The sequence below is a fragment of the Snodgrassella sp. ESL0304 genome, assembly GCF_013344995.1.
GTDB classification, from domain to species: domain Bacteria; phylum Pseudomonadota; class Gammaproteobacteria; order Burkholderiales; family Neisseriaceae; genus Snodgrassella; species Snodgrassella alvi.
In genome coordinates this window covers 66,134-86,228 of sequence record NZ_JAAEDR010000010.1, presented here as the reverse complement: position 1 = coordinate 86,228, position 20,095 = coordinate 66,134, and the positions used below count along the sequence as shown (strand labels likewise).

The following is a 20,095-nucleotide window of genomic DNA, read 5'->3' as shown; positions in this document are numbered from 1 at the left end:
TATAAAAATTAAGAAGCCAGCATGCTTGCAATAAACAGCGGCCGGTAAATAATAGCCCCCAGTGTTCCCTGTGACCGCTTCTGCTCATAACCTGATGACATCTGAATCAGCGGGTGTACACGCATTTTTTCGGTAAATCCCAGTTCTACTGTTGGCTGACCTTCGTACTCGTCTACAATTAACTGAACTAATTCGCCAGCTTCGGTTTTATATTCCGGTATTGTGACTATTTTCAGATTCGGGAAATTTTTATTAACCTGATCGGTCACGTTTACATTGTAGGTATTGGTTTTCGTTAGTTGTACAGATGCATTTGGAGACAACAGCATAGTCATTGGTGTTTCAAGATCAACCAAGCCGTCCGTTTGTTTTATGAGCTGAGCGAAAAGCCGCTGGATTGAATCATAAACCTCTTGTCCGTCCATGTTCTCCCATGATGAATCAACTATTGACGGCAATAGTCGAGGATCATTTATCAAACCATAATTCTGCAAGCCTTCAATTCCGCGTAGATAGCTCTTGTTCTGGAATTTATTTAAAGTCAGGGCAGCCGCAATCTGCTTACGGCTTGCCCAATCCAGTCCGGCGGCACCAGCTATTGCTAATTCCCGTTCACCAATACGAATAAATGTCTGGTAGTGATAGGGCTGACGAGACGGATAGTTAACATTCGCATCACTTAGCCCGTTGTTATTGAAATCACCATAGGACGAAGTCTCACCAGTACTTTCCAGTACCTGAAATGTCACTGTTGTTGAGGTAAAGTCACCTTTTTTACATTCAGCGAATGCTTTTGCCGTTTTCATTGGCGTTACCAATACCTCAATAACCTTTGGATCAACATAAGTTGTAAACAAAGCGGGAATGCCGGCATTTGGCGAAGTTTGCAGGTTGCTGGCACTATCCATAGCCAGCGCCATTCGACTTTTATCGGTTAGCTCTACGGGAGCCTTACCCGTTGCAAATACAATCCCTGCACGTTGATTTAAAGTATTAAAATTTAATTCCATTTTAAATCCTTTTAATGTTTTGAAATCTTGGCTAATGCACCAGCTTCTGCTTTGCTGGCCACAATAAAGCCTGTTTCTTCATAACCGGCAGGGGCTGTATCGGCGGCAACAACACTGCCATTAGCCGTACTGGCAAAAACTTTCTGTCCGATATTTGCGCCACCAGCGAAACGAGCCCAAAAATCGCCGCCATCATATAGCGTTACGATAAAACCTTTTGGAATGGTTAAACTGGATTCAGCCAGATATTCATTAAGGAGTGCGGTATTGTCTCGGCGCACAAACCCGATTAATCCATTGGCAACTTTGGTATTAGTAGCCAATCCTGTTTCAGGATCGAACCATGCAAAGCTGCCAACAATTACACCTGTATCACCAGCTTTGATTTGCCCTTCACCTGCAAGTACAGAGTAATAGGGATTGGTAGAGGCAAAATCGCCCTCAACACCAACCGGCAGATCATTATTTAAATGTGTTTGAAATCCCATTTTTAATCCTTTATTTAAAACGTTCTGTAAGCTTATCCGCAGGTGCCAACATGCTATCCATCGCCACGGCGGGTTTAGGTGCCGTTGTAATAAGCATTTCAACCATTGCCTTATATGCACTAGGGTGCACGCCTTTGGTATTTACGCCTTTTTGCTGTAAGGCATATTCATAAACCGCCTCGGCACTGTCCATAGCCACTACACCAACCAGCGGCTTAACCTGTTCGCGCGCTTCAAACAGCGCAGTAACATCCTTTACCGCTGCCGCACGGATTGAATCGGCATCCATAGCCGGCTTGGATTTTTCTGTATCGTCCGGCTCTTCGTCTTCTGCCTTTTCTTCCTTGCTATCAGATTCCTCATCTTCGGCGGTTTTTTCTGTTTCATCTTCGTCTTCCGCTTCTTTTACCGGCTCTTCTGTGTCACTGGCAGCGGGTACCAGCATATTGTCTGCAACCGTTTTAATCACTCCCTCGACAACATCCGGCGTAATATCGCCATCCATGCCCATAATAGGCTTTAGCACTTCTGCTACAGCCTTAACTGCACCTTGTTTCAGCTTCATTGAATTCTCCATAAGTCCGATTGGTAAACCATCTGCAATAACTGCATCTCTTCCTATCCGTCCGCGTTCAACCATAGCTACATGATTGCCGTGGATATTCCTCATAATTCCGTCATATTTCTGTCCCTCAAATTCGCCCGAAGTCATATCTGCGGTGTAGGCATATCCGGCAGACAGTTCGTTCAGCTTTTCGTTTTCAATCAGTGCAATGGCTTCTTTGTCAAAAATACGCAAGCTGGCATAAACATCGTTACCCTCTAGCTGTGGGTTAATTACTGTCCCTACCGTAATATCGTTATGCGGCTCTTCTGCGCTGACCGGCGTATGCCTGAGCAGCAATTGCACCCCGTTAAAAGAAAGGAGAGCTTTTTCAAGCTCTCCCTTGTCACGTAGCAGGTAATAGATTTTGTCCGGTTGCAGTTGCAGCCTTTCATAATCCGGTATTTCCCGCCCGAAATACGGATTAACGGCAGCCTTACTGATAATTGTTCGTTCAACCAGTAAATGTCCGTTACCATCATAAGAACGCATGGATTTATCCATGGCCAGAGTTTTTTCGGTCATTGTCCTATCCCGTCTATAATGCTTTTACTGCCGCAGCGGCAATTAATCAGCATGCCCGGCTGTACCCATTCGCCGTCCAGATACATTCCTTTGCTCACCTCAAATACTTTACCGTTTGCCTGTAAATGTGATTGCCGTGGCTTTTTGCTGCGGTGTGAATGCAACCATATTGCTTTGGTAATACCCAGCTCCTGCCGTTTGGCGCATTCAATTACTGCATGTGCCTTTGCTCCCTGATCCCTTGCAATCAGTTCAGCACGGCGTTTACTGATGTCATAATTTTTTTTCAGTTCTGTTGCCAGCCCTGAAAGGTCATAACCGCTGGTAACACACTGCCATACCCGCTTCTGTACCCGCTCCAGATACTGTGAAGCAATGGATTTAATCTCCCCGACATTAGTTTCAATTGTCGCCTGTAACGCTTCACGCTGATATGGTGTTATCTGAAACCGGACAGTAAAACCGGCTTTGCGCATGTGTGTTTTTAACAGGCTTTCGTAGTTGGTTACGGTTTTACTGACAAATGCCTCAGCAATTTCCGGTGCCAGCTTGTCCAGCCTGTCTGACCATTCAGACGCCAGAAAATCAACTATGTGGGCAACCCAGTCGACTATGCCGTCCATAGCCATCTGAGCTTTTTCCTGAGCGGCACGTTTGCGAAATTCTGTCACCAGCACCTGATTCACTTCATCGGAAATCTGATTAAGCAGTTTAATAAGTGCTTTGCGGTAGCTGTTTTCTATACCGGCATTAGGCCATAGTGCCGGCAGTGTCGCCGGCTTCTTCCTGATTATTGCCATGATTAAAATCCCACTGCGGCTGTTCCGGTACGTCTTCCACATCAATACCTGAGTAATCGCCGCTTTCATCTTTAGCCAGACGCGCGCGTACTTCTTCCTGAGAAAGCACACCGGCGCTAATCAGTACATTGTCTCTTTCCGCCTTAACTTTATCGGTGTTGGCTTCCTGTTCTTTATTTAACTGCTCCAGCGGTTTAAATACAAAGACAATCTGCGGGTCTATTTCCCCGAACAGGTCAAGCTGAATCAGTTTGATAATGGCAGTAAGCTGTGGCAGCAAATGCGCCTCCTGCATACCGGAGATGTACTCGTGATAAACCTGAATCTCACCATCACTACTGGCGTTTAATCCGCTTGGTGTAATCCCCAGCAATTTAACCAGTGGCGTACGGCTTGGTGCGGCCATTTGTTCTTGTGATTTCTGCAGTAGGTTATCCAGCGTGGATAGCGGTGTGTTGAATTGGAAAAACTCTTCATTATCGTTATCCAGCAGCATCAGATTCTGATTGCCGCGTAATTGCGAAAACAGTTTAGAGCGCAGCAATAACTGAGTAACACCATCATCACCGCCGGCTAGGATATTGCTCATATCGGTTTTAATGCCGGTGAGAGAAAACGAATGAATCAGCTCAGACACACTGTCAACTGTACGCTGCCACCTTTCCACATACGGCTGCATAAGCTGCAACATGGATATACCACTGAAGTTATAGGCAGGCTTGAGCATATCCGTCACCGGACGCATAACCAGTGTTAGCAAACGGTCTGCATGTACCTCTTCGCCCATAACAAACCATTTTGACGGCTTAAAGAAATCCGCAGCAGTTGCATCACTGGCGTTGTAAAAACTTGGTGTAGTCCAGATCGGCTCAATCAGTTTAAGCCCTTTAAGGCAGCCTTTACCCAATACTGCCTTATCAATCAGAAGCGGTATGTCTTTTTGGTTTTCATGCCCTTTGATATTAATGAATATTTGCGAACGCCCGAAAATCATTTCATTTTCAATATGGCGGCGCATCAGCTCACGAATATTCAGCGCATCCATACGCGCTTCAATGCTTTTGATTTTGTCGCGGTAGTCTTTATCGTTGCTGTCACTGGCGACTTTGACTTCGCCCCATGTGCGGGTCATTTCCTGCGCAGTGGCTTCATAAACGCAGCGGTAATCCGTAGACTGGGACATGCTGGCCAGTGCCTGATACCCGATAAAGCATGGGTAAAAGTGAGGCGCGTTAATATCAAAAGTATATGAAGAGGTGAGACTGTCCTGAGCAATAGCCGGCTTTCTGCCCTTCGGTACCACACCAGCAGGAATATCAGGCATTTGGTAGCCTTGTGGTGGAGTATTCGCTGATTGCATTTCTTGCATAAAGGCAATTGCCCGCTCATTGGCCATACTTTGCTTATGCTTGGCTTCCAGCTCAAGCTTTTTAAGCCGGTTAGCCTCTTCCTGCGCAGCCAGCTCACGCTCTTTCAGTTTGTTGCGTTTCCAGAATTTCATCATAAATTATTCAGACTGTTAGGATTGATATTTAAACCAACGGATACCGGAGCAAAAGCCATGATTAAGGCATCAGCACGGTTAGGTGATGGAATGCCGCGTTTTTTCATATCCTTTTTACTTTCTACCCGCACCCGCCCGTTATCGTCATACGCTACCTGCGGCCGGCTTAATTCAGCCTTAAGATATTCAATATCCCTGATACTTCCATCCAGACTGATCAGCTCATCCGCAGGGTAGTTATCGCCTTTCTCAACTGCACGCCACGTCTTGTAAAACCGGTCGCGCACATGCCACCATGCCTGTGCTTTGATATTGGCAAACATATCTTTGTTCTTTTTAGCCGGCATATACAGCGATTCAGGCTTATAAACCTTGCCGCCGGCATTAAATCCCACTGTCTGAATGCGGCCTTTTTTACGCCCAAACTGAGCCTTGACGCCGGCACCCACACCAATACTGTCATATATAACCTTATCAATATTGGCCTCTATTGCGTCCTGATAGACTTTATCAGCGGAATAGATGACATCCTGCCCGCGCCATTCATCCATACAGAACACAATCGAGCCATGCCGGCTGACAGTTGCGTTAGCGTCCTCGCCCTCGTCTGCCACATCAAACCCTAAAATACGTTTGCCTGCTGCGGTTAAATCCAGACGGGTATGCGCATTTGTTGCCGCCTCAATCCATGCCGGTTTAATAATAGCCAGCTCACTGTCTGCCACCGGCTCACCAAGCCAGATATGCCGGTATAGCTCGTAATCCCGTTCCTTGCATGCTTCCATCTCTATTCGCAGCACTTCTGGGAAGTTCGGGTTATCTTAATAGTTGGCTTTAATAACAATTGCATTATCCGGAGGGCGGATTACAAAACGCTGGTGCGTATCGTCCAGCATATTTTTCGGATTGTAAGAAACCCATATCTCACTGCCCGGTGTCCGGATTGTAGGAATCAGCGTATCCCACATCTCCTGAGTGATACTCTCCGCCTCTTCTATCCAGCATACACCGGCGCCCTCAAGTGACTTAATTTTTCCCGGGTCATTCTTAATCCCGAAAAAGATAAAGTTTGTACCTGTGCCTCTATGGATAATGGTTGATTTCTGTACTTCAAATTCATCATCATAGCCAAGGCGGGAAATAGTATTTGAGAGTAGCTTGTGTACTGAATCAGCAATTGATAGCTGCAACTCACGTACACATGGGATAGTCGTTTTTGTACGTCTGGCTATTTCAATTGCCAGTTCAGCAAACATCCACGACTTACCCGATCCGCGACCACCATACGCAACCTTGTAACGCGCCGCTCTGGCAAATCTGGCAAAGTGTTTACTAATCATCTGCCTGCTCAAATATCGCACTAATCGGGCGTGTTTCTATTTTTAACTCGCCTGATACAGAAGTCTTTTCATTAAACGCCTGTACAGTTACATGCTTGCCCAGTAATTCAAGATTCTTCACCTTGTCCGGCCATTTAATCTTTTTGAGAATACTCTGGCCATCTTCTTTATCCATCATGGTAAGCACATCAAAACCGCTTAATGTCTTTCTCCATACTTCCGGCCATTCCTTAACCGGCAATACCGAGCCATCAGCATTAAGAATGTCCGCTACATCCATCTGATCAATCTCAACCAGACGTTGCAGAACATAATCAGCATTAATCTGTGTACGCATACAGCGTTTCTGCTTTGCTTCGTTCAGTGCCTTTACAATGTCAGGTTTTCTGAGGTTTTCATACCCTACTTCACTTGCCGTTCTGGCACTGTATCCTGCCCTGATTGCAGCCTGTGTGGCATTGAAATCTATTAGATATTCTTCAACAAAACGCTGCTGTTTTTCTGTTAATCCGCTCATGGCGGAGTTGTTGGTATCCACCATGGCAATCTCCAATAAAAAAAGCCCACGCGCGCGCGTTAGGCTTGTCTCTTTTTTTGACGGTTAATATGCATACACCAACAAAAAAAGCGGATTAGCTATTAGCCAAACCGCTATAAATATCTCATGTAATATAAGTAATTTGCTACTAAACCCAATAAAAAACCAGCCTTTTTTAGCTGGTTATATTAAAAAATTGGTTACGCTATACCGTAAAGTCATTTTAATTACCTTTTTCTCTGTCAATTTTGCACGCCTGTAGATACCGGCGTGGCAACATTCGAACTCAACATTGACAATATGCTGATAATTAAAAGCCCAACTTTAGTTTGTTGGTTTAATATACAATTATTATCAGTCATATGCAATAGTTATTTGATAAAAAAGTGAATAAATTTATTATGTTTCTGCATTAGCATTCAAAAATCATTTAATACCTTAACATCCCAGACTTCACTGTTAGTTTTATAGTCATATCTATCTACCATGAAAAAACCGCCGTACTCAAATGATTACAGCGGCTTTAAACATAATAATTTCAATTCTTACATATATTTTGCACGACTGTGCCAAATGATGTCAATAATTTTTTAACAGATTAACAGCTTATCAGTAAAACCAAACAGACACAGTTTGTGTGCTTGTTCGGCATACTCTTGCCTGTAGTCTGTTGGTCTTGCCATGTTATTAATTCCTTATTTCTTTGTCATCCTTTATATCGCCATGATTCGGTATTTTTATGATTCCTACCTTACACATTAAGTATTTGAAAGTATCTAAGATAATAGGGGTATAGAACTAATTTTGTCGTCTAACATTTTTATTAACTCATCTTGATTATTAGCGGTCTTATGACCAAAAGTGTCATCCCTTAAAGTAACCGGGTAAGTGCCATACTGAGTTTTTAGTTTGATTAGTGTCACTTTATCTGATTTTTCACGTATTATTGAAAGCTCAAATGGCACATCATCGCTAAATTCGATATTAAACTTATGATTATTAAATGAGTATTTATTGTTCAAATTTTCACAAAATCGATTTAATGTTTCTGTTATCTCAGAATCAATTTTTGCAGTTGCTTTCGCAGACTTTATAGCTTCAGACCCTTTAATCAGCATAGCTTCATATTTATCATCTTTAAGGTCATTAAATGTCGGCCAGCCTGATTGACAAATAAGCCTATATAAAGCTGATATCAGTACTGGTGTTTCTAGCATTCTGAATAATACTTTTTCAATATGTTTTGCACCTTTTAAAGTAATACTTTCAGAGGAACCTATGTGTCTAAACTCTTTAAAAGCACCAGTATCATCACGGTTGATTGTTGCCAGCGTTACAAATTCGCTACCCTTATGAGCTTGAATTAGAATAATGTCATTATTATCAGGACATGTGTATATAACTGAAACTGGGCTATCCTCGTCATTTGTAGGCTTATAAACATAATTACTGATATAACAATTTAATGTGTCTACGTAATCATTCAGAACTTCAAGCAGGGCTTTGGTCTCATTATGATTAAACAAAAACTCTTCCAGCCCAGTATAAAATGCAGCTATCATTTCATGTTTTTTTATCATATTTTTCTCCGATAACAAATCCCACGCATGCGTAGGATTGACTCTTTTTTTGGCTGGTTAATATGTATATTGAATCGCGTGAATAAGATTTATATATCTTTATCTAACGTCTTATCCGAAACATAGCATAATTATAAATTTTCACTCCCGCTCTTTCAATGCTAAAAGCTTGAATATTCCAAATTTTTACTTAATTTAATCAAAATATCACTCATTCCTACCTCTAGCTTATCTATACAGTCACAATGCAGCTTGTTAATGATGGTTTTAACATGGGATAACTTCCTGTTCAGCCTCTGCGCTCCCCAGTCGAATTTATCCTGTAGCTGTATATAGGTTTTATTTCTGGTAAATAGGTATTCCAGCAAGGCATCACACTCTAACGGCTGAATATATGAATCTCTGGCTAATACGTAGTTTGTTAAATCAATTATGCCAGACAGGTTATAGCCGTATTCTGCATTAATCAGCGTCCATTCAATATCATTTAAAATACGTTCTACACGAGTTAACAGCATAGAGCTGTTTGCATGCATATCATGCTGGCTTAGCCCTGATTTACTTCTGTCAACTACGCCTCTGGTTTTAATCCATTCCTCAATGCGTGCTGAATTACTTTTACCCATGATTAGCGTATTTTTTATGAAAAACACTTCACACAGCATGTGATCTATTGATTCATACATTATTCAGCTCCTAAGCTATTTGTATCAAATGCTGGCTGTTTAGTAGCAGTTGCGTCCTCAGTACGCCCTCTGCGTGGTACAGGTGCGCGGTTTCTACATCCAGTATTGTTGTTCTTCTATCCGCCTCATCATGGCAGGCACTGCACGCATACGCGCCTAAAAGGTCACTGGGTTTAATTCCGGTACCGCAACTACCTGCCAGTCTGTAATGAGCGAAAACCACTGTTTCAGGATTACCGTTACAAATACCAGGCATGCGTACCTGGCATTGCTGCCCTCGTGCTGATCGGGTGATTTTGCTCATAATTAATTCCCTAAAGATAAAAGCTGATCAATAGCCTGCTGTGCTTCATCTTTACTGGAGAAGCGGTTGCATAAAATCATGTTCCAGCAAACGGTGAAGCAGGCTTTATAGAAGGCGTTAAACTCGTTCTGCTCCATACTGGCAAAACTGATTGATTTAGGTTCTTTCACTACGCCTGCCGGTGTTACGCAAATATTAAAATATCCGGCTTCGATAGTTAGCCAGCGACGAAATGAATCAATATCTTTTTCTATAACGGGCAGTTTTTCGGCACGCTTTTTAGCCAGTAAGTTAAGTGCTTCATCTGCGGCAGTAACAATAATGCCTTTATTGCCGGCGAACTTGTCCAACCTCTTAGCTATCCACAGCACAACATCCCGTTCTTTAGGGCTGATAACTCCGCCTGCCGGTTGCCAGTACTCAAAAGCAAAAGGCAGTAAGCCACCAAAGAATAAACGGTGATGAGGCAGACAGCGGCCTTTTTGTCTTGTTACTTGTATCTTTACCGCTTGGCCAACCTTAACTTGTTTGAGACTATCAGCATCAATTGCTGTAACTGGTCGCAAGCTGTTATCAACTGCCTTAACTGCTACTAATTCCATGATTAAAATTCCTCAATGCTCCAGCCACCGCCGTTCTTCTTGGCTTGGCGTTTTACCGCAATAAATTTAAGCGGGTACATATCAGCGGCTACTTTGATTTTTACCCTTGCATCATCCTGCCAGAAGCCTTTTACTTCATGCATTTCCATAGTGCCGTCACTGCGCATCACGCAATAATCCGGTGTGTAAAAGGTGTTATCTCCCAGCCTGAGTTTTACGCCTTCAAACCGGTACCAGCTTACTGATCCGTCCTGCATGGCCGGTTTTAATACTTCCAGCTCATATGCCTGTTCTGTTTTGTTTTTTTGTCCGGTTTTTAATCTTCCCAGTGCGTAAAAATTTTTTGACATCTTTTCTCCAGTATTTGTTTTTCCAGTTTCTTAAGCCACGCAGCTTTGCTTCAATGTCATTCGGGCTTATATAGATTTCTGCTAGAGCGCAGACTTCTTGAAAACCTCTACTCCTGAAATAACCCATTTCCTGTTCAACCGCCTTATCCAGATCTCTGGAATCGCCTATAGCTTCAGTAGCGTCCTGCAATGCCTGAATAATGACCATTCCCCATAAGGCTCTGCATGCGTGATATTGTTCATAAGGGGATTCAACATAATCATCCGGCTGCTTATCCATGCTGCCTCCTGACATACTTACTCCGCTTATTATTTCGGGCTTCCCACTCTTCGCGCTTTATTCTCAGATCTTCGGCTATAGGCTCAAATTTGTTGTTTGCACATTCTCTGTGACCGGGGAAATAGTGCCATTTTTCATCATGAGCACAAATGCCAAATCCGAGTGCCGCCATTTCGTGGGGGACATATTCGCCTTTATTATTTTTTTCTCTCAGTATCCAGTGACGACATGCTATACAGGTATTTTCAGACACGATGTGATCCCCTGTTAATTCAGCGCGCATTTTTGCGTTATTAAATTAAGCAGTTTTCCTAACCGGGCTTTGCCCTCTTCTTTTTGTTTATCGGTTAGAAGATTTCCGGCTTCAATATTCATGCGCTCTTCGCCTGCTGGCAATAAAGCTAAGGCATAATCGTTTGTAATTTTCCCTGTTGCTGCCGCTTCTGTGATTAGTTGCGCTAACTGTTCTTTATCAAGCCCTGCGCTAACGTACCAATCTGGCTGTATACCTTTTGCCTTCTTCTCGCTAACGATGCGCTCATATGCAGTTTTAAACGCAAGCCCTGCACGGTATTTGTCTCCTGCGTTGAATAATGCTGATGCACTTTCTGCTGCATGCATAGCTGTGTGAATTGTAAGGAATGAATTAATGACATATCCTTTCTATCGTAAATCGTAGATACGCACACCCAGTCTCAGGCAATTAAATTTGCGCAAGGCTTCTAAGGGCGTTAAAGCGTTACCTGCCTGCAGGTATTTCAGAATTTGTTCTGATTGGGAATTTATTACTAACCCTCTTAAATTACCTAAACTCGTGCTTGGTTTTAATTGCAGTCATAACTAACCACATTCTTTTAGTACCGAAAAAAATAAACACTATTAATTAAAAAGTTATTAATAAAACTTTTAATTTTTACTTATAAAAGTATTTAAATATTCTTCTTTTCGCAGTGTCTTTAAATAATTTAGTTGAGCTTTTGGAATACCTCATTTTTCCCATTGCGAAACAGCACCGCGTGTTATACCGCATAATTTTGCTACAGCCGTATCGCTACCTAATATCTCTATGAATCTATTATCCTTTTCATACATTTTGTTAGCTTTTTATAGTTTAGAATACTAAACAAATAAAAGGACATTTATACTATGACAAATAAGCTAAAAGAACGTCTTCATGAATTAATGCGGGAGTATGGATTAAAAACCCAAACACAGCTTGCAGATTTTGCTAAGGTTAGCAAAGGATTAGTTCATCAGTGGTTTAATGGTGATACAGGTCTTGGGAAAAAGCCGTTACTAGAATTAGAGAAGAAAACACGATTTTCAGCACAATGGCTAGCAAATGGAACAGGAAATAAATATAAAGATAATGCTATTAATTTATCTGATTCATATAAAATGTATAGTCCATTGGAAGCAGCCGATAGTAATACCACAACCCTGAAATTATATGATATGAGTGCTTCTTGCGGTCAAGGAATCATAATTCCTGAATTTCCAGAACTTCTTAGAACTATTGAAATTCCTAATGACGCTCTTTTAGAGTTACTAGGAACGACTAATTTACAAGGAGTACAACTAATGCCTCCTGATGGCGATTCAATGGAGCCAACAATACCAAGGCGATCTATTACATTAATTAAAACAGATATAGATAAATTTCAAGATAGTGGTGTTTATTTAATTACATTTGATGGATATACATACATCAAAAGATTAGCAAGAGGGAAATCAGGTGTAATTAAAGTAATATCTGATAATAAATTATATTCAGATACAGATTTTGACATTAAACCTAATGAAATAGACCAGTTAGTTATCCATGGTAAGTTTTGGAAAGCTTTGCCCTTGGATTTTCTAGATATATAAATTTTAAAATGAATAATGAATATTGCATAAAAGCCGCTTTTAGCGGCTTTATATATTTAATTTTAAATACTTTGAACTACAGACCACCAAAAGGCTACACCGATGATCTCTATTTTATCAATTTTTACTAGCTCATCAGCATATGCTTTATCTTCTTGATTGTAACAACTAATTTTTAAGACATCGCTTGCGATTCTATATAATTTTCTGATTCTAACAAGGCTGCCCTGTTTAATCGCATAAATCCTTCCATCCTTAATAATTTTACTTGATGTATCTATAGCTACAATAGAGCCATCTTTTAAAACAGGCTCCATACTGCTGCCGGCAACTGTTATGCAAACTACGTTCTCTTTTTGGACGCCAAATTTTTTTAATAATTCTTTGGAACATGGCAATTTGAAATCAGATTGATTAAATTGATAACGGTAAATACCTGTTTTTGCGTCAAGTGCATAAGTGTCATGATACAAAGGTATCAGTACATAATGCCCAGAAAAGAGGGAATTTTCATCATACAAAAAGAAATCACCATATAATTCGATATTTGATTGATTATTAATTCCGTCGTTTGGATTATCGATAATTAATTCATTCCCAACTCCTGATACTAACCAATCTGGATTGATTTTTAATTTTTTCTGAATCAGCAGCAATCCTTGTTTTGAGATTCCTCTTTTTTCCCAGTTTACAATTGATTGCTGAACGACACCAAGAACATGAGCTAATTCACTTTGCTTGTGTATATTGTTATTTTTCGCCACGACTTTATACAATCTTGCTGCTGTTTCATGCATTTTCTTATTCATGTAGCTCTGTCAATAAATTAATTTAATATCTAATTGTTACATATTTTTTACATATCACTACCATTTTTATTTTTAAATTTAGTTTTCTAAACTTTTTATTGTTTAAAATCAGAATATAACGTCAATAATAGATAATTTGTTTATTTTTCTATACTCCAACCATTAAAACGATTTAATCAACTCAGTTGATTATTTTTATTCGTAGCATTATCCGCATCGACTCAAGGCAGCGGAATATAAAAGCCTGAGGCAAGTAGGAGCTTGCTGGCAAGCCGTTAAGCCTTCGCGGGCGGCCGAAACAAAATTGGTAAGTTCATGTAGGACTTACAAACAGAAAAGTCTAAAAATCCAAAGAACTTTATGAAAGGAGAACGACTTTAAATATTAATTTTTGATAGATTCATGAAACAACAAAAGTTAAATTAATATTAAATTTTCAAAGAAAGGAAACGTAATGAAAACTTACTATTTTTATAAATTATAAATTTAAATTCTTTTTCATACTTTAAGTTGATATACGGGCGAGCTAGTGAGTATGCCTGTTGGGAACATCGCCCGACCAGATTGCTAGTGCTGCAAGTTTCTAATTGACATTATGTTTTAATTTTTCCTAAAGAGGTGAACAAGATAACGCCTGATATAGAGGGATATTACAACGTCAGTAATTTAAGAAATGCGCGAACTATTATCAGAAAAGACTGGGAAGAGTTTGGCAGCTTAAATCAATCAGCATAACCAAAGATAAACAGAAATAATTTCTATATCTTTTTATCATTTTATTAATTCAGTTAATAAGTCCGGGGTATTAATCATGAGTAAATTTTCTAGTTATTATGATGATTTGGCTAATTTGATATCTAATGCTGATATTGTGGGAGTTGTAAATAGTTACGCAACGCCAATTGATGAGCAGTTTAAGCATATTAGCGAAGAGGACTTAGCGGATATTATATCGTGCTGCATTAACGTATCGGATAATTCCAACACGATACTAGAAGCATTAAGTATGCTACATATGGGATATGCTAATAAAGATGTGATTGCTTATTTAAAGCTTGAGGATTTTTTGGAGTTTGCAAGTAATATCACATCATTAATAGGCGGTGTTAATAATTGCTTAACACATATTATGTCTTTGGCGTGCCATCTGCAGAATGAAAGACAAGCCTCTGTATCTAATTAATTGATCTATGAATCAATCGAAATTTTAACAATTCAACTATGAGGTGAATAAAGCCAGCTAACCGCTGGCTTTTTAATTCTAACGAAAAGGAAGAAAACATGTAAATTAGATACCTAGGTTTAAAGTCTATTATTTAACCTTCATCGGGTGCTGTGTTAACATTTCATTACCCAGCAAAGGAATAAATAATGGACTTTAAAAACTTATATGCGCTTTTAAAAATAAAGCCGACAGCATCACAATCAGACATTGCCAAGGCAATGAGGCAAGCTGCGCAGCAACAGACAATCACTTTAGATGATTTAAAGCTGTGTAAACAATATCTTTTAAATGAAGAGGAACGCAATAAATATGACGAACGTTTATTTTCCGCATACCCGGAACTTTTAGCCCCTCCGCCTGAACCGAAATCCGAAAAAGCAGAAGAAGTTAAGCCATTAGAACCAGCAAAGACAAAGCAGGGCAATAAAAAGCTGTATCTGATTTTGGTTGTTGTAGCCGCTGCAATTGTGCTGATTGGTACTGTGGCTTATTTCAAACATTTTAAACCCATCGCAGAAGCAAAAGAGGCGGTTAGAGATTTATTGAAAGATCCTGATTCAGCCAAGTTTTATGATGTTAAAAAGGTTGTAAATACCCACAACAAAGAGATATATGTTTGCGGTGAAATGAATGCGAGAGCTCTTGCTGGAGGTTATGCTGGTAAAGAAAAATTTGTATATGAATTAAAATCTAAAAAAGCCACTGTAATCCCAGATAAAAGACCAGATAGTGTAATTGTTGAATATTATTATAGTACTTTATATAGAGTAGGCTGTTTAAATACTGATCCTGCAGAATTACTTAAGGCAATGGAAACTACAGGCGATTATGCAGGAAAGGTTTTATCTCTTATTGACAAAAGAAAAGTTTCTGAAAATAGTTTTGAAAGAGAAGAGCTAGCTAAATCTATAGCTAACTTATCCGCGAAGACAAAGGCAGAAGAGCAAAAGCTAACAATTTATACAAATAGTGATGACGATTGATTCAGTTATCACAGCATATGAATAAGTAACAAAGTAAGCAACACAAGCCAGCTAATAGCTGGCTTTTTTAATAGGTTAAAAAAATGAATAGGGTTATTAATAGTTGGAATGAAAATACAACAAACCCAGAACCTGTCGGATACCATGATTTGATAGCGTATGAGGAAGCCTCGCAAAGAGTAAGTGACGCAGCCAAAGAAAAGAAATAAGAAATACTGGAAAAGCTTGGAGACGATGAACTAGTATATATCGCTGGAGAAGCTACAAAATATTCTGATGAAGCGGACAGACTTATAAATGGAATAGTTAAGGCACTTGTATTGGGCTGCCATAAAGATATGACAGTAAGACAGCTATTAAGCCATCTGTCATTAGAGGCAGAAAAAATAGTAACTGATTATATTTTAATGCATGCTTATTAAATCAAAAGCCAGCCAAAACGCTGGCTTTAATTTTGAACTCAGGCTAATCAATCCAAGCACATTTAAACAAGTGCGCTTGTGTGGATTAGTAGACATATTTAACATTATTTAACATTTTCTGTGTGCTGTGTTAACATTTTGAAATGTATCAAGGGGAACATAATGGACATTAAAAATTTATATGCACTTTTAAATATAAAGCCGACAGCATCACGCTCAGACATTGCCAAGGCAATGAAGCAAGCAGCGCAGCAACAGACAATTACTTTAGAGGATTTAAAACTATGCAAACTAAATCTTTTAGATGTAGAGGCGCGCAAACAATACAATGCTCGTTTATTTGCAGAATATCCAGAACTTTTAACCCCTCCGCCTGAGCCTGAATCAGTAGAAAAAGCAAAACCACAGCCACCAGCAAAGACAAAACAGGGTAATAAAAAACTGTATCTGATTTTGGTTGTTGTAATTGCACTGATTACCGGTACAGCAGTTTACTTCATGCACTCTAAACTCATCGCGGAAGCAAAAGAGGCGGTTAGAAATACATTGAAAAATCTTGATTCAGCTGAGTTTTATCATGTTGAAATGTCTGTAAATACCCACTACAAAGAACATCTATATGTTTGCGGTGAAGTGGAAGGGAAAACTCTTGATGGTGGTTATACCGGTATAAAAAAATTTGTATATAGATTAAAATCTAAAAAAGCCATTGTAATTTCAAATAAAAGATCAAATGATATAATGCTTGAATATGCTGATAGTTTTACATATAGAGTAGGCTGTTTAAATGCTGATCCTGCCGAGTTGATTAAGGTAGTGAAAACTACAGACACTTATTTAGAAGAGCTTAGATCACTTACTTGGGGACCTGCTCCTAAAAATAATTTTGAAAGAGAAGAGCTAACTAGAGCTATAAATAACGTAATCGCGAAAATAAAGGCAGATCGGAAAAAGATAACAATTTATGCAGATAGTGATGACGATTGATTTAGTTATCACAACATATGAATAAGTAATAAAGTAAGCAACATAAGCCAGCTAAATAGCTGGCTTTTTTATTAGCTATAGAGGTGATATTCCAACACGATAAATTAACCCATGTAACAGCAACAACGAGGGAATTGTACATGATTAAAATTCTATAACTGGATTTATTGCAGTTTTTTTAATGTCTGCTGCTCTTTCAGTGTCCCCTGCTTTGTCTGATAAGGAGCAATTAGATATGCAGCGCAGTTATACAGCAAGACAAATGCAGCAGAAAGAATACCAGGCAGATCTGGAAGTAAAACGGTTAGCTGATACATATGCGCGCATGAGTGATAGCGAACGCATGAAAGGTGATGCAGAGCTTAAATGATTTTAGGTGATGATTGTTGACATTCCCGCCCAGCTAAATAGCTGGTTTTTTATGAGACGCGCTTAGAAAATGACTGGATCACAGGTGAATGTGATATTTATGACCCTAAAGAACGTTTTATTATTGATACAAAATGTTCTTGGGATATAGGCACTCACCCGTTTTTTATTGAAGAGGCGCAAAAAAAGGCAGAAAAAGCAGGATATATCTATCAGATGCAGGGTTATATGTGGCTATTTGATTGTGATAAAGCTGATATAGATTTTTGGCTATTCCCCTGCCCTGAAAATCTGCTGGGTACTTACGATAATCCGGCCATGTTGATTGATGCGGTTGAAGATATTCCTATCGCTAAGAGGTTAACAACGGTTACGGTAACAAGAGATGAAAAAATAATCGAAAAGATTAAAGAAAAAGTAGAAATTTGCCAGGAATATTATGACTTGCTGCTAAAACAGGTCGCATAAAAGGATTTCATTATGTCTGTTAATAAAGTAATTCTAATTGGTCGCCTTGGGCGCGACCCTGAAACACGATATATGCCCAATGGCGACGCCATAACGAATTTCTCGCTAGCAACTGATGAACAGTGGCGTGACCGTAATGGAGAACGCCAGACTCGTACAGAGTGGCATAACGTATCCCTGTACGGCAAACTAGGAGAAATAGCTAACCAGTACCTGAGAAAAGGTAGCCAAGTGTTTGTTGAGGGCAAAATTCAGAGCCGTAAATATACCGATAAAGATGGTATCGAACGCATGGCATACAATATTATCGGCAATGAGATGAAAATGCCGAGCAATCGTAATGATGGTTCTGATTCTGGCAATAATAACGCTGCACCACTTACATCATCGAACCCACCACCAGCACCACATCGGCAACCGCCTCAACATGAATCTACAACCGCGCCAATAGATGATATTGATGACGATATTCCGTTTTGATTGAAAAAAATTAAATTGATCAAAATCAAAAATATTAAACCTTTTAAATATTGAAATATTTAAAGGTTTTTTTATATACTCAAAGAAATGTAAATGTAATATTATAAATATATAAATTTTCTTATTGTGGAAAGAAAATAACTATGAAAAAAATCCTTTTTTTATTATTGCTTCCAATTACCTGTTTCGCACAAAGTGAAATAAGTAATTTTTGGGAATATGGCAATGGCACTCGGGCAATTAGTATTAGTTCCGTTATAAATGATAAAGTTGATTCATATATGATATATAAAGATGTAAAACAGGATTCAGATAGTTTTAGATTTCGTTATAGTCCAATTTTATATCTTAAGGCTGATGGTACTTACTTTTCAACGACCACTTCTGAATGTGGTAACGATTGTTTTTATTATTCGGACGGTATCTTTAAAAAAATTGATGAAACACATATACAATTACAAATTGAAGAATCCGGGCAATCGGATTTGTGTCCGGGTGGGAAAAAAGTCAATAGAAAACGACGAGATTTGGGTATTTTTGAAATTAAAACTGATGAAGATGATAGTATAGTAATGAAAAGACAACCCTCATTAATAATGAGGATCGAGCTGGACGAGGTGCTCAGAGCTATAACATCATCAATGAAAGCGGCTTTTACTGACTTATATTACATAGTCACAAAACTGAGGCTAAACAGTTTAAGAAATGGGTAACTAGTGAAGTCCTGCCCTCTATCCGTAAAACAGGCGGCTACTCTCTAACATTAAATAAGCAGCAGCAATATTTGATTAAAGAGGCTGTACTTAATAATGAATGCTGCCCAAACAGGCAAAACATATCAGTCTGTGTATAGAAGTCTCTATACCAAGTTTAAAGTACCCAGATACCAAGACATTCTTGCTAAGAATTTTGATGAGGCACTTTCATTTTTAGGTGGCTCAGTTAAGCCAATCAATAATCAGTCTGCATTATCTAATATGAATCAGGACGGACGCCGGCTGGTAATTGTCGAAAATTACAAAGTTACATATGCAGAGAATATCAACGGTTATAACCGTATCAAGGCCGATGTGTTTAGAAAGCTGCTGAAACAGACAAAGCAGCAGGCAGAGTATCTGGCAGAACTGGCAAGCCGCATGAAGGTAATATCAGGAGACTGCAACAGCTCAAGGTTAGATTACCCGATTGAGGAGCTACATCCTAAAATTATTATTTGATTCTGTAACAAAAATAAGCCAGCTAATTGCTGGCTTTTATTTTGGAGAAATTTATTTGTTGTTCTATAAAACAATATAGTTGAATTATCGAACCGATATAGCTGAATTATCGAACAGGTATAGCTGGATTATTGAACAAATGTCAAACTTGATAAGGAGGCACAAAAGGGACACATTTTACTGCATTTTGAAAATATCCCTATGACAGTTTTTGGCCTCACTTTAAAATAGCTACGTTGTAACCAAAATACAAAATAAGTAATCAATATTAAATTTTTTAATATGATAAGCCGCTTTTAAGCGACTTTTTAATGGGGATTACCATGATTGGCAATTATTTAAAGGAACCAGATAAATATTTATATGGAATTTTTGTAAGTGGAGATCCTGGAAATAATAAAAATTACGTGCATTGCTCTATAGAAGAAGCCATCTTTTTTGTTTTTTTGTTCGAGATATTTTAATTTATCATACACATGAAAATATAACAGTTTATATTTATCGGAGAGAGCAAATTGTACCTAGTGAATGTAACGGACAGCGAATACGGCAGGCTGCTGGGACTGACGACAAAAAACAAGCGAATGAATTAGCAGCTAAACATTATTATGAAATGTTTGAGGTGCAAAAGCTTGGTTATAGCCGTGAATACACA

At 39.2% G+C, this 20,095-nt stretch carries 28 protein-coding genes; 9 read left to right on the top strand and 19 right to left on the bottom strand.

The annotated features are described in order from the left end of the window. Positions 1-8 precede the first annotated feature (8 nt). The 18 genes from GYX91_RS02235 to GYX91_RS11210 all read right to left on the bottom strand — a co-directional run bounded on the left by GYX91_RS02235 (position 9) and on the right by GYX91_RS11210 (position 11,703). Positions 9-1,010 (bottom strand): DUF2184 domain-containing protein, encoded by a 1,002-nt coding sequence (locus GYX91_RS02235; RefSeq protein ID WP_174829838.1) that lies wholly within the window; start codon positions 1,008-1,010, stop codon positions 9-11. An 11-nt stretch (positions 1,011-1,021) separates the two neighbouring features. Continuing rightward, positions 1,022-1,498 carry a hypothetical protein gene (locus GYX91_RS02230; protein WP_174829837.1) on the bottom strand — a complete coding sequence of 159 codons (477 nt, stop codon included), beginning with the start codon at positions 1,496-1,498 and terminating at the stop codon, positions 1,022-1,024. Between the two features lie 10 nt (positions 1,499-1,508). Beyond that, positions 1,509-2,627 (bottom strand): DUF2213 domain-containing protein, encoded by a 1,119-nt coding sequence (locus GYX91_RS02225; protein ID WP_174829836.1) that lies wholly within the window; start codon positions 2,625-2,627, stop codon positions 1,509-1,511. Then, positions 2,624-3,427 carry a phage minor head protein gene (locus tag GYX91_RS02220; protein WP_174829835.1) on the bottom strand — a complete coding sequence of 268 codons (804 nt, stop codon included), beginning with the start codon at positions 3,425-3,427 and terminating at the stop codon, positions 2,624-2,626. The genes GYX91_RS02225 and GYX91_RS02220 overlap by 4 nt, the downstream gene beginning before the upstream one ends. After that, positions 3,378-4,931 carry a DUF1073 domain-containing protein gene (locus GYX91_RS02215; protein ID WP_174829834.1) on the bottom strand — a complete coding sequence of 518 codons (1,554 nt, stop codon included), beginning with the start codon at positions 4,929-4,931 and terminating at the stop codon, positions 3,378-3,380. The genes GYX91_RS02220 and GYX91_RS02215 overlap by 50 nt, the downstream gene beginning before the upstream one ends. Beyond that, positions 4,928-5,716, bottom strand: a complete 789-nt coding sequence (locus GYX91_RS11015; RefSeq protein ID WP_238791304.1) for a terminase large subunit — start codon at positions 5,714-5,716, stop codon at positions 4,928-4,930. Before GYX91_RS11015 ends, GYX91_RS02215 begins: the two co-directional genes overlap by 4 nt. Before the next feature lie 36 nt (positions 5,717-5,752). Next, entirely contained in the window at positions 5,753-6,271 is a 519-nt protein-coding gene (locus GYX91_RS11010; protein ID WP_238791303.1) for a PBSX family phage terminase large subunit, read from the bottom strand. After that, on the bottom strand, positions 6,264-6,812 hold the full coding sequence (locus GYX91_RS02205) for a terminase small subunit (protein WP_202983726.1): 549 nt from the start codon (positions 6,810-6,812) through the stop codon (positions 6,264-6,266). The genes GYX91_RS11010 and GYX91_RS02205 overlap by 8 nt, the downstream gene beginning before the upstream one ends. 773 nt (positions 6,813-7,585) lie before the next feature. Further along, positions 7,586-8,389, bottom strand: coding sequence for a hypothetical protein (locus GYX91_RS02200; protein WP_174829833.1), 804 nt, complete (start codon positions 8,387-8,389; stop codon positions 7,586-7,588). Positions 8,390-8,550: 161 nt separating this feature from the next. Beyond that, a complete protein-coding gene (locus tag GYX91_RS02195; protein WP_174829832.1) occupies positions 8,551-9,075 on the bottom strand; it encodes a hypothetical protein in 525 nt (174 codons plus the stop codon). A gap of 10 nt (positions 9,076-9,085) precedes the next feature. Next, positions 9,086-9,379 (bottom strand): DUF1364 domain-containing protein, encoded by a 294-nt coding sequence (locus GYX91_RS02190; protein WP_084551444.1) that lies wholly within the window; start codon positions 9,377-9,379, stop codon positions 9,086-9,088. Positions 9,380-9,381: 2 nt separating this feature from the next. Next, complete coding sequence (locus GYX91_RS02185) at positions 9,382-9,981, bottom strand: DUF1367 family protein (protein ID WP_174829831.1); 600 nt, start codon at positions 9,979-9,981, stop codon at positions 9,382-9,384. A 2-nt stretch (positions 9,982-9,983) separates the two neighbouring features. Beyond that, positions 9,984-10,331, bottom strand: coding sequence for a DUF1064 domain-containing protein (locus GYX91_RS02180; RefSeq protein ID WP_174829830.1), 348 nt, complete (start codon positions 10,329-10,331; stop codon positions 9,984-9,986). Beyond that, positions 10,261-10,611, bottom strand: a complete 351-nt coding sequence (locus tag GYX91_RS02175) for a hypothetical protein (protein WP_174829829.1) — start codon at positions 10,609-10,611, stop codon at positions 10,261-10,263. Before GYX91_RS02175 ends, GYX91_RS02180 begins: the two co-directional genes overlap by 71 nt. Next, on the bottom strand, positions 10,604-10,864 hold the full coding sequence (locus GYX91_RS02170) for a hypothetical protein (protein ID WP_174829828.1): 261 nt from the start codon (positions 10,862-10,864) through the stop codon (positions 10,604-10,606). The genes GYX91_RS02175 and GYX91_RS02170 overlap by 8 nt, the downstream gene beginning before the upstream one ends. 14 nt (positions 10,865-10,878) lie before the next feature. Beyond that, on the bottom strand, positions 10,879-11,232 hold the full coding sequence (locus GYX91_RS02165) for a hypothetical protein (RefSeq protein ID WP_174829827.1): 354 nt from the start codon (positions 11,230-11,232) through the stop codon (positions 10,879-10,881). 42 nt (positions 11,233-11,274) lie between these two features. Then, positions 11,275-11,397, bottom strand: coding sequence for a helix-turn-helix domain-containing protein (locus GYX91_RS11140; protein WP_084551498.1), 123 nt, complete (start codon positions 11,395-11,397; stop codon positions 11,275-11,277). Positions 11,398-11,598: 201 nt separating this feature from the next. Beyond that, positions 11,599-11,703 (bottom strand): Cro/CI family transcriptional regulator, encoded by a 105-nt coding sequence (locus GYX91_RS11210; protein WP_110413925.1) that lies wholly within the window; start codon positions 11,701-11,703, stop codon positions 11,599-11,601. A 54-nt stretch (positions 11,704-11,757) separates the two neighbouring features. Here GYX91_RS11210 and GYX91_RS02150 point away from each other — a divergent pair, with 54 nt between their 5' ends. Next, on the top strand, positions 11,758-12,480 hold the full coding sequence (locus GYX91_RS02150) for a S24 family peptidase (protein WP_084565087.1): 723 nt from the start codon (positions 11,758-11,760) through the stop codon (positions 12,478-12,480). A gap of 62 nt (positions 12,481-12,542) precedes the next feature. On the opposite strand, the gene GYX91_RS02145 is transcribed toward GYX91_RS02150, so the two are convergent. Next, positions 12,543-13,289, bottom strand: a complete 747-nt coding sequence (locus GYX91_RS02145; RefSeq protein ID WP_084551450.1) for a LexA family transcriptional regulator — start codon at positions 13,287-13,289, stop codon at positions 12,543-12,545. Positions 13,290-14,100: 811 nt separating this feature from the next. On the opposite strand from GYX91_RS02145, the gene GYX91_RS02140 reads away from it, so the two are divergent. From GYX91_RS02140 to GYX91_RS02110, 8 genes are all read left to right on the top strand, one after another. Next, positions 14,101-14,472 carry a hypothetical protein gene (locus GYX91_RS02140; RefSeq protein ID WP_174829826.1) on the top strand — a complete coding sequence of 124 codons (372 nt, stop codon included), beginning with the start codon at positions 14,101-14,103 and terminating at the stop codon, positions 14,470-14,472. 188 nt (positions 14,473-14,660) lie between these two features. After that, positions 14,661-15,497, top strand: coding sequence for a hypothetical protein (locus GYX91_RS02135; RefSeq protein ID WP_174829825.1), 837 nt, complete (start codon positions 14,661-14,663; stop codon positions 15,495-15,497). A gap of 584 nt (positions 15,498-16,081) precedes the next feature. Next, positions 16,082-16,906, top strand: a complete 825-nt coding sequence (locus tag GYX91_RS02130; RefSeq protein WP_174829824.1) for a hypothetical protein — start codon at positions 16,082-16,084, stop codon at positions 16,904-16,906. A 235-nt stretch (positions 16,907-17,141) separates the two neighbouring features. Further along, complete coding sequence (locus GYX91_RS11135) at positions 17,142-17,276, top strand: hypothetical protein (RefSeq protein WP_255454428.1); 135 nt, start codon at positions 17,142-17,144, stop codon at positions 17,274-17,276. A 215-nt stretch (positions 17,277-17,491) separates the two neighbouring features. Then, the gene (locus GYX91_RS02125) at positions 17,492-17,743 is read left to right on the top strand and encodes a hypothetical protein (protein WP_174829823.1); all 252 of its coding nucleotides are present in this window, start codon (positions 17,492-17,494) and stop codon (positions 17,741-17,743) included. 12 nt (positions 17,744-17,755) lie between these two features. After that, complete coding sequence (locus tag GYX91_RS02120; RefSeq protein WP_084585134.1) at positions 17,756-18,223, top strand: single-stranded DNA-binding protein; 468 nt, start codon at positions 17,756-17,758, stop codon at positions 18,221-18,223. Between the two features lie 143 nt (positions 18,224-18,366). After that, positions 18,367-18,936: a hypothetical protein gene (locus GYX91_RS02115; RefSeq protein ID WP_084585135.1), complete on the top strand. Its 570-nt coding sequence runs from the start codon at positions 18,367-18,369 to the stop codon at positions 18,934-18,936. 96 nt (positions 18,937-19,032) lie between these two features. Beyond that, a complete protein-coding gene (locus GYX91_RS02110; RefSeq protein WP_174829822.1) occupies positions 19,033-19,440 on the top strand; it encodes an ORF6C domain-containing protein in 408 nt (135 codons plus the stop codon). Positions 19,441-20,095: the final 655 nt, after the last annotated feature.

What these genes read in the sequence shown, in the direction of transcription:
- GYX91_RS02235 (WP_174829838.1), bottom strand. Translation starts at nt 1,010, where the DNA reads ATGGAATTAAATTTTAATACTTTAAATCAACGTGCAGGGATTGTATTT.
- GYX91_RS02230 (WP_174829837.1), bottom strand. Translation starts at nt 1,498, where the DNA reads ATGGGATTTCAAACACATTTAAATAATGATCTGCCGGTTGGTGTTGAG.
- GYX91_RS02225 (WP_174829836.1), bottom strand. Translation starts at nt 2,627, where the DNA reads ATGACCGAAAAAACTCTGGCCATGGATAAATCCATGCGTTCTTATGAT.
- GYX91_RS02220 (WP_174829835.1), bottom strand. Translation starts at nt 3,427, where the DNA reads ATGGCAATAATCAGGAAGAAGCCGGCGACACTGCCGGCACTATGGCCT.
- GYX91_RS02215 (WP_174829834.1), bottom strand. Translation starts at nt 4,931, where the DNA reads ATGATGAAATTCTGGAAACGCAACAAACTGAAAGAGCGTGAGCTGGCT.
- GYX91_RS11015 (WP_238791304.1), bottom strand. Translation starts at nt 5,716, where the DNA reads ATGGAAGCATGCAAGGAACGGGATTACGAGCTATACCGGCATATCTGG.
- GYX91_RS11010 (WP_238791303.1), bottom strand. Translation starts at nt 6,271, where the DNA reads ATGATTAGTAAACACTTTGCCAGATTTGCCAGAGCGGCGCGTTACAAG.
- GYX91_RS02205 (WP_202983726.1), bottom strand. Translation starts at nt 6,812, where the DNA reads ATGGTGGATACCAACAACTCCGCCATGAGCGGATTAACAGAAAAACAG.
- GYX91_RS02200 (WP_174829833.1), bottom strand. Translation starts at nt 8,389, where the DNA reads ATGATAAAAAAACATGAAATGATAGCTGCATTTTATACTGGGCTGGAA.
- GYX91_RS02195 (WP_174829832.1), bottom strand. Translation starts at nt 9,075, where the DNA reads ATGTATGAATCAATAGATCACATGCTGTGTGAAGTGTTTTTCATAAAA.
- GYX91_RS02190 (WP_084551444.1), bottom strand. Translation starts at nt 9,379, where the DNA reads ATGAGCAAAATCACCCGATCAGCACGAGGGCAGCAATGCCAGGTACGC.
- GYX91_RS02185 (WP_174829831.1), bottom strand. Translation starts at nt 9,981, where the DNA reads ATGGAATTAGTAGCAGTTAAGGCAGTTGATAACAGCTTGCGACCAGTT.
- GYX91_RS02180 (WP_174829830.1), bottom strand. Translation starts at nt 10,331, where the DNA reads ATGTCAAAAAATTTTTACGCACTGGGAAGATTAAAAACCGGACAAAAA.
- GYX91_RS02175 (WP_174829829.1), bottom strand. Translation starts at nt 10,611, where the DNA reads ATGGATAAGCAGCCGGATGATTATGTTGAATCCCCTTATGAACAATAT.
- GYX91_RS02165 (WP_174829827.1), bottom strand. Translation starts at nt 11,232, where the DNA reads ATGCATGCAGCAGAAAGTGCATCAGCATTATTCAACGCAGGAGACAAA.
- GYX91_RS11210 (WP_110413925.1), bottom strand. Translation starts at nt 11,703, where the DNA reads ATGTATGAAAAGGATAATAGATTCATAGAGATATTAGGTAGCGATACG.
- GYX91_RS02150 (WP_084565087.1), top strand. Translation starts at nt 11,758, where the DNA reads ATGACAAATAAGCTAAAAGAACGTCTTCATGAATTAATGCGGGAGTAT.
- GYX91_RS02145 (WP_084551450.1), bottom strand. Translation starts at nt 13,289, where the DNA reads ATGAATAAGAAAATGCATGAAACAGCAGCAAGATTGTATAAAGTCGTG.
- GYX91_RS02140 (WP_174829826.1), top strand. Translation starts at nt 14,101, where the DNA reads ATGAGTAAATTTTCTAGTTATTATGATGATTTGGCTAATTTGATATCT.
- GYX91_RS02135 (WP_174829825.1), top strand. Translation starts at nt 14,661, where the DNA reads ATGGACTTTAAAAACTTATATGCGCTTTTAAAAATAAAGCCGACAGCA.
- GYX91_RS02130 (WP_174829824.1), top strand. Translation starts at nt 16,082, where the DNA reads ATGGACATTAAAAATTTATATGCACTTTTAAATATAAAGCCGACAGCA.
- GYX91_RS11135 (WP_255454428.1), top strand. Translation starts at nt 17,142, where the DNA reads ATGCAGCGCAGTTATACAGCAAGACAAATGCAGCAGAAAGAATACCAG.
- GYX91_RS02125 (WP_174829823.1), top strand. Translation starts at nt 17,492, where the DNA reads ATGCAGGGTTATATGTGGCTATTTGATTGTGATAAAGCTGATATAGAT.
- GYX91_RS02120 (WP_084585134.1), top strand. Translation starts at nt 17,756, where the DNA reads ATGTCTGTTAATAAAGTAATTCTAATTGGTCGCCTTGGGCGCGACCCT.
- GYX91_RS02115 (WP_084585135.1), top strand. Translation starts at nt 18,367, where the DNA reads ATGAAAAAAATCCTTTTTTTATTATTGCTTCCAATTACCTGTTTCGCA.
- GYX91_RS02110 (WP_174829822.1), top strand. Translation starts at nt 19,033, where the DNA reads ATGAATGCTGCCCAAACAGGCAAAACATATCAGTCTGTGTATAGAAGT.